The following is a 5,221-nucleotide window of genomic DNA, read 5'->3' on the forward strand; positions in this document are numbered from 1 at the left end:
TGTAGTGCCTGCCAACGTCAATCTTGTAATTGATGTTCGTGTTAATGATAGATACAACAATAAGGAAATAGCTGAGATATTATCAAGGGAAGCTCCTTGTGAGCTAAAACCCAGATCATTAAGATTAAATTCTTCTTCTATAGACAAGAATCATCCTTTGGTAAATTCGGGGGTTGCATTAGGAAGAAGCACTTATGGCTCTCCTACCCTTTCAGATCAGGCAACACTTAGCTGCCCTTCATTAAAATTAGGCCCCGGGGATAGTACACGTTCACATACTGCCGATGAGTATATTTATATAAAGGAAATTGAAGAAGGCATTAATTTATACATTAAAATACTCGATGGGTTTTTAACAAACTAATCAAATTTAAAGAGCATTAAGCAGAAGAAACTACTTAAAATAAGAGCAATGAAACTTTGGGACAAAGGATACAGTACAGATAAAAAAATTGATCATTTTACGGTGGGTAACGATAGGGAATTGGATTTGGTACTGGCTAAGTATGATGTAATAGCCTCTATGGCACATGCAAAAATGTTAGGTAAAATTGGGTTATTGACAAGTGAGGAAACACTTGTCCTGGTCCGGGAACTGGAGAATATAGGCCAAAGTATTAAAGAAGGAACGTTTATAATTGAAGATACCTTCGAGGATGTTCACTCTAAAATAGAATTTTTATTAACCGAAAAACTTGGCGATACAGGAAAAAAAATTCATACGGCCCGTTCCAGAAATGACCAGGTTTTGGTAGCTATGCAATTATATCTAAAGGAAGAATTATCTGAAATAAAACACCTGACCAAAGAACTGTTTAAATTACTGATTGAACTAGCTGAAAAATACAAAGAAGTTTTATTGCCCGGATATACCCATTTTCAAATTGCAATGCCTTCTTCATTTGGATTGTGGTTTTCAGCATATGCGGAAAGTCTTATTGATGACCTTTACTTTATAGATTCAGCTTTTAAAATTGCTGATCAAAACCCACTTGGAAGCGCGGCCGGTTACGGAAGTTCCTTTCCAATTGATCGTTCTTATACAACTACAGAAATGGGATTTGCAGATTTGAAGTATAATGTTGTTGCTGCCCAAATGGGACGTGGAAAAGTGGAGAAAGCCACTGCTTTTGGCATCTCAGGAATTGCCGGCACTTTGTCTAAGCTGGCAATGGATATTTGTCTCTATATGAGTCAGAATTTCAATTTTATATCATTTCCGGATGCACTAACAACTGGCAGCAGTATTATGCCCCATAAAAAAAATCCAGATGTCTTTGAACTTATCAGGGCAAAATGTAACAGCCTGCAAGCCATCCCTAACCATATTACTCTTATCACAACTAATCTACCCAGTGGTTATCACAGAGACCTGCAAATGGTAAAGGGACTAATAATCCCGGCAATCCAGGAAATAAAATCCTGTTTGGAAATGATGACTTTCAGTTTAAAAGATGTTAAGGTAAATTCCGATATTCTGGATGATCCTAAGTATGATTATCTTTTTAGTGTAGATACTTTGAATCAACTCGCTCTAAGCGGAATGCCTTTCCGTGATGCTTATAAACAAATAGGTGCTGAAATTGAAGCAGGGTCTTTTAAACCTAAAAAACAATTAAAACATACTCACGAAGGGAGCTTGGGTAATTTGTGTCTGGATAAGATTAAGGATAAAATGAAGGCATAACTTTCATGTTCGCCTTTTAAATAAATTTATTTCTGAATTAGACATAACCACTAAATATTTTATCTTTAGTGCATAAGCTTTTGCAGATACCTCATTTATCATGTTTTGTCTTGTTTATAGATCGGTTGCCTCACCAACTTTTAATCAAGTTGATGTAAAAGAAATGCTTGAAAAGGCAAGAGATAATAATTCACGTGACAGTATAACGGGTTGTTTACTGTATTATGAAGGAGAATTTATTCAGTATCTTGAAGGTAATCAAATAAAAGTTCTCAACCTTTTTGATAAGATTAAGGAAGATAAGCGGCATAAGGATGTTACAATATTAGCTTATGGTGTTGCAGATACACGGGAATTTAAGGATTGGGAAATGGCCTATGCCGATTTCTTTGGTGACAATGACCAGATCAACTACTTCAAACTATTAATAGGTTCCTATAAAGAAAACCCGGATTCAAACGCTCACTTAAACCCATCTGTTAATGCTTTCTGGATTGCAGTTAGGGAAAATCTTGGGAAAACATTAGAGTCGCAACCCTAATTTATTGGTTCATCCCTAAATTTATAACTTCTTGCTTGGTTAAATGCCTCCAATGTCCCCGAGGAAGATCTTTTTTGGTTAGCCCGGCAAAAATTACACGATCGAGTTTTTTTACATCATATCCAAGATGCTCAAAAATACGCCTTACAATCCTATTTCTGCCGCTGTGGATCTCTATGCCTACTTCGCGCTTGGGAGAATTGTTTATATAACTGACTTCATCAACCTTAATTGGACCATCATCTAATGTAATTCCTTCCTGTATTTTTTTTAAATCCTCTCCTGAAAGGTTTTTGTTCAATTCAACGTGATAAATCTTGCGGATACCATGTCTTGGATGCGTAAGCTTTTTAGCCAGATCCCCGTCGTTGGTAAAAAGCAAGAGCCCTGTGGTATTCTTGTCCAGCCGTCCAACCGGCACTAATCTCGACTTTGAAGCTTTGGAAACTAATTCCATAACTGTTCTTCTCCCCCTTTCATCACTTGTAGTAGTGATAAAATTCTTGGGTTTGTTTAAAAGCACGTATTCCTTTTTTTGTGGGTTGAGCAAACGTCCGTCAAACTTAACAATATCAGTGAGTTTAACTTTGTGTCCCATTTCCGTAATGGTCTTTCCGTTTACCGTCACATTTCCGGCTGTTATATATGTATCAGCTTCTCTTCTGGAGCAAACTCCGGCATTGGCTACGTAACGATTAAGCCTTATTAAATCAGGATCTGAAGGAGCAGGATTAGTCTTTTTAGAACTTGTTGCGACACGTCCTTTGGAAAATGGTTTTTTTGTATACTCCTTTCTTTTTCCCGGTGTATTACTTTTATCTTTATTTGATTGCGGTCTGCGCATTGTCTAAATTTTGAGCAAAGGTAGTAAAGGGAATTGGATGTAGCTTAGCGTAAAAGTCAATATATCTGCAACTTAATCTTCAAGATCGATTGTTGACTGCCGTTGCCTGTTTACGACCAATTTAGTTATATCTGGTCTGGAGTAGTGACCAGCAGGATCAAAATTTTGTCTTTCTTCATAGACTCTGTTGAAATCCAAAGTTTGAAAAATAAGTCCTTCCTTACCTACTACCGGTTCAAGGATCCATTCTCCATCGGGACCTGCTATACAGGATCCTCCGTTGGCCAGGATTTCAGGCGTCTTTTTTAATAATTGTTCTACATGTGGTAAATTATTTGGTAAATCCTTTTTGTGCATCAAAGAGGAAACAGAGACTACAAAACTCCTGGATTCCCTTGCAATAAAGCGTGTAATATCTCTTGTGTTGTATTCACTACCCGGCCAAACAGCAATATGCAAATTTTCTCCCAAACCATACATTGCAGCCCTTACCAAAGGCATCCAGTTTTCCCAGCAATTTAGCCCCCCTACAGTAAATTGTTTTAAATTGTGAGTCTTCAGACCATGGCCGTCTCCAGGTGCCCATGTAAGTCGCTCGTCGTAAGTAGGCTGTAGCTTTCGGTGAACAGATTTAATTTCCCCCTTATCATTAATATATACCAAAGAGCAATATAAGCTATGGCCGCCCCTGTCCGGGGCCCGTTCGATAATTCCCAGATAAATTGCGAGTTTATGTTCACGGGCCAAATCACATATACCATCAAGTTCTCCTTTTTCTATTTGAATAGCATTGTGCATATAATGTGCATGTATTTCCTTATTAATCTTTAAATTCCAGGAAGCACCATCAGTATATGCCAGCCAAAAAGGATATCCCGGAAGAAATCCTTCTCCAAAAATTAAGAGTTCCGCATTCCCCTCAGCTGCTAATCGTATGGTGTCTTTTATTTTAGCTATAGTACCCTTTTTGTCTAGCCATACCGGTGAAATTTGGGCCAGAGCAATTTTCAAATTGTTTTGCATTAAAATATTCGGTTTAGAACGAGATCTACATCAATCAATAATATACTAAAAACTCCAGCAACAATTATAAACTTAAGAATATTGTGAAGCCATATATAATCTTTCTTGGTCTTGGACTTCCAGAGTAAAATCAGGAATACTATTAAAAAAAGAATACAGGCAATAAAGTAAATATTCATATGACCCACATTAAATTTATTAATTAACAAGGAAGCGGGTATCAATGTGAGTAGTATTAAAAAACTAATACCTAGCTTAGAATACAAGGGGCCGTATAAAACGGGAATAGTCTTATAATTTTGAACCAGGTCCCCTGTAATATTTTCCATATCCTTAATCATTTCACGAGCTAAAATCAATAGAAACAAGAAGATTGCATGGACAAAAATAACGGTATCAAAATTTCTATAATACACGAAGATTGCAAAGAAAGGGACAATTATTAATGAAGCTGAAACTATGTTTCCAACAAAAGGAATTTTTTTTAATTTATGTGAATACAACCAAATTCCAAATACATAGGCAGAAAAGAAAAGTACCGCCCGGAAAGACACGTAGCTGGCCAATAAAACCGCAAGGAAGTTAAAAACAAAATAGGCGCTTAATTTTGTACGTTGATTTACCAATCGGTCCAGCATACTCTTTTGTGGTCTATTGATAAGGTCCTTCTCCGAGTCATAAAAACTATTAATGATATAGCCGGCGGATATTACCAGAGCTGATGCTAATACCAGTACAAATAAATTTGGATCAAATACAACCTCACGTAAGGGAAGGTCCGGAGCCAGTATATAAATGGAAGCCAGATACTGGGCAAGGGTTATCATAAGGACATTATACCCTCTTATGATAGAAAACAGACTCAGCCCTTTTAATAGCAGGAGTTTGTTTTTTCTACTAAGCATTTCTAGGGACTTAGAAGTTGTATACCACTTCTAAATGATAGTCTTTTAACGCAGTTCTTGCCTTTGCCAAATCCTGAGTGAATCCTAAAATATAACCACCCCCTCCGGATCCACATAATTTCAGGTAGTAATCATTAGTTTCTATTCCGCGCCTCCAAAGTTTATGAAATTCTTTAGGGATCATAGGTTTGAAATGGTCCAAAACCACATGCGAAAGTTGC

Annotated in this window: 5 protein-coding genes and 2 pseudogenes; 3 read left to right on the forward strand and 4 right to left on the reverse strand. The window is 37.0% G+C overall.

All coding sequences use genetic code 11. From position 1 onward, the window contains the following. The 3 genes and pseudogenes from WBM60_RS04605 to WBM60_RS04615 form a co-directional block, all read left to right on the forward strand. A pseudogene (locus WBM60_RS04605) lies at nt 1–364 on the forward strand (acetylornithine deacetylase); the annotation flags it as partial. A gap of 48 nt (nt 365–412) precedes the next feature. Next, nucleotides 413–1,687 carry an argininosuccinate lyase gene (gene argH / locus WBM60_RS04610; RefSeq protein WP_424277004.1) on the forward strand — a complete coding sequence of 425 codons (1,275 nt, stop codon included), beginning with the start codon at nt 413–415 and terminating at the stop codon, nt 1,685–1,687. A 100-nt stretch (nt 1,688–1,787) separates the two neighbouring features. Continuing rightward, the gene (locus tag WBM60_RS04615; protein ID WP_424260809.1) at nt 1,788–2,228 is read left to right on the forward strand and encodes a BLUF domain-containing protein; all 441 of its coding nucleotides are present in this window, start codon (nt 1,788–1,790) and stop codon (nt 2,226–2,228) included. Between the two features lies 1 nt (nt 2,229). Here WBM60_RS04615 and WBM60_RS04620 read toward each other — a convergent pair whose 3' ends face one another. The 4 genes and pseudogenes from WBM60_RS04620 to WBM60_RS04635 all read right to left on the reverse strand — a co-directional run. Further along, a complete protein-coding gene (locus tag WBM60_RS04620; protein ID WP_424277002.1) occupies nt 2,230–3,072 on the reverse strand; it encodes a pseudouridine synthase in 843 nt (280 codons plus the stop codon). A gap of 72 nt (nt 3,073–3,144) precedes the next feature. Beyond that, the gene (locus WBM60_RS04625) at nt 3,145–4,095 is read right to left on the reverse strand and encodes a carbon-nitrogen hydrolase family protein (RefSeq protein ID WP_424262431.1); all 951 of its coding nucleotides are present in this window, start codon (nt 4,093–4,095) and stop codon (nt 3,145–3,147) included. Further along, entirely contained in the window at nt 4,095–5,000 is a 906-nt protein-coding gene (locus WBM60_RS04630; protein ID WP_424277001.1) for a geranylgeranylglycerol-phosphate geranylgeranyltransferase, read from the reverse strand. Before WBM60_RS04630 ends, WBM60_RS04625 begins: the two co-directional genes overlap by 1 nt. Before the next feature lie 10 nt (nt 5,001–5,010). Further along, a pseudogene (locus WBM60_RS04635) lies at nt 5,011–5,221 on the reverse strand (mevalonate kinase); the annotation flags it as partial.

It is taken from the genome of Eudoraea sp., assembly GCF_049669105.1.
Taxonomy (GTDB): domain Bacteria; phylum Bacteroidota; class Bacteroidia; order Flavobacteriales; family Flavobacteriaceae; genus Eudoraea.

Excerpts from the sequence above, each read along its gene's own strand:
- WBM60_RS04620 (WP_424277002.1), bottom strand. The coding sequence starts at position 3,072 with ATGCGCAGACCGCAATCAAATAAAGATAAAAGTAATACACCGGGAAAA.
- WBM60_RS04630 (WP_424277001.1), bottom strand. The coding sequence starts at position 5,000 with ATGCTTAGTAGAAAAAACAAACTCCTGCTATTAAAAGGGCTGAGTCTG.
- WBM60_RS04625 (WP_424262431.1), bottom strand. The coding sequence starts at position 4,095 with ATGCAAAACAATTTGAAAATTGCTCTGGCCCAAATTTCACCGGTATGG.
- argH (WP_424277004.1), top strand. The coding sequence starts at position 413 with ATGAAACTTTGGGACAAAGGATACAGTACAGATAAAAAAATTGATCAT.
- WBM60_RS04615 (WP_424260809.1), top strand. The coding sequence starts at position 1,788 with ATGTTTTGTCTTGTTTATAGATCGGTTGCCTCACCAACTTTTAATCAA.